The sequence below is a fragment of the Rhizobacter sp. P3_B12 genome (assembly GCF_056402895.1).
In genome coordinates this window covers 1-1,951 of the sequence record NZ_JBFUGN010001087.1, presented here as the reverse complement: position 1 = coordinate 1,951, position 1,951 = coordinate 1, and the positions used below count along the sequence as shown (strand labels likewise).

At 67.5% G+C, this 1,951-nt stretch carries 1 protein-coding gene; it reads right to left on the bottom strand.

The window, feature by feature from the left end:
• Positions 1 to 1,951, bottom strand: a 1,951-nt coding sequence (gene carB, locus AC1D01_RS32405; RefSeq protein WP_477873605.1) for a carbamoyl-phosphate synthase large subunit, incomplete at both ends; no start/stop codon positions are given.

The window sequence follows — 1,951 nt, the reverse complement described above, 5'->3', positions numbered from 1 at the left end:
GCCCTTGGTCGCAACGACCTGGAAGCCGAGCTGGTGCAGGTCGCGCGCCACCACCACCGCACGCGCCTTGTCGCCGTTCTTCACGGTGATGCAGACGGTGCCGCGGTCGGGCAGCCGCGAGCCGGCGCCGAGCTGGCTCTTCAGCATGGCCTCGCCGAAGGTGCGGCCCGCACCCATCACCTCGCCGGTGGAGCGCATCTCCGGGCCGAGGATCGGGTCGACGCCGGGGAACTTGTTGAACGGGAACACCGCTTCCTTCACCGAGAAGTACGGCGGGATCACCTCGCGCGGCAGCTTGCCGTGGCGATCCTTCTGGCTCGACAGCTTCTGGCCGACCATGCAGCGCGCCGCGATCTTCGCGAGCGGCTGGCCGGTGGCCTTCGAGACGAACGGCACCGTGCGCGACGCACGCGGGTTGACCTCGAGCACGTAGACGACCGCATCGGCGCCCTCGCCCTGGATCGCGAACTGCGTGTTCATCAGGCCCTTGACCTTCAGCGCCTTGGCCATCAGCACCGTCTGGCGGCGCAGTTCGTCCTGCAGGCTCTTCGGCAGCGAGTACGGCGGCAGCGAGCAGGCCGAGTCGCCCGAGTGGATGCCCGCCTGCTCGACGTGCTCCATGATGCCGCCGATCATCACCTCGTCGCCGTCGCTGATGCAGTCGACGTCGACCTCGATCGCGTCGTCGAGGAAGCGGTCGAGCAGCACCGGCGACTTTTCCGACACCTTCACCGCTTCGCGCATGTAGCGCTCGAGGTCCTTCTCGCCGTGCACGATTTCCATCGCGCGGCCGCCCAGCACATAGCTCGGGCGCACCACCAGCGGGTAGCCGATCTCGGCGGCCAGCGTCTTCGCGGCTTCTTCGGTGCGCGCGGTGCGGTTCGGCGGCTGCTTCAGGCCGAGCTCGTGCAGCAGCTTCTGGAAGCGCTCGCGGTCTTCGGCGATGTCGATGCTGTCGGGCGAGGTGCCGACGATCGGCACGCCGGCGCGCTCGAGGTCGAGCGCCAGCTTCAGCGGCGTCTGGCCGCCGTACTGCACGATCACGCCGACCGGCTTTTCCTTCGCGACGATCTCCAGCACGTCTTCCAGCGTCACTGGCTCGAAGTACAGGCGGTCGGACGTGTCGTAGTCGGTCGACACGGTCTCGGGATTGCAGTTGACCATGATGGTCTCGTAGCCATCCTCGCGCATCGCGAGCGCGGCATGCACGCAGCAGTAGTCGAACTCGATGCCCTGGCCGATGCGGTTCGGGCCACCGCCCAGCACCATGATCTTCTTGCGGTCGGTCGGCTCGGCCTCGCACTCCTCGTCGTAGGTCGAGTACATGTACGCGGTCTGCGTCGAGAACTCGGCGGCGCAGGTGTCCACGCGCTTGTAGACCGGGCGCACGTTCTGCGCCCAGCGGGCCTCGCGCACCTCGTGCTGGTGCGTGCCCAGCAGCTTGGCCAGGCGCCGGTCGGAGAAGCCCTTCTGCTTCAGGAAGCGCAGTTCCTCGGTCGACAGGCTCGCGACCGTGCGGCCGGCGAGCGCCTGCTCGAACTTGATCAGCTGCTGGATCTGCGCGAGGAACCACGGGTCGATCGCGGTCTCCTCGAATACTTCCTGCAGGCTCATGCCGATGCGGAATGCATCGCCGACGTACAGGATGCGCTCGGGGCCGGCCTCGCCGATCTCGGCAATGATCTCGTCGCGGTCGGTGCTTCGCTCGGTCAGCCCGTCGATGCCGGTCTCGAGGCCACGCAGCGCCTTCTGGAAGCTCTCCTGGAAGGTGCGGCCCATCGCCATCACCTCGCCGACCGATTTCATCTGCGTCGTCAGGCGCGAATCGGCGGCCGGGAACTTCTCGAACGCGAAGCGCGGGATCTTCGTGACGACGTAGTCGATGCTCGGCTCGAACGAGGCGGGCGTCGCGCCGCCGGTGATGTCGTTGCGCAACTCATCGAGCGTGTAG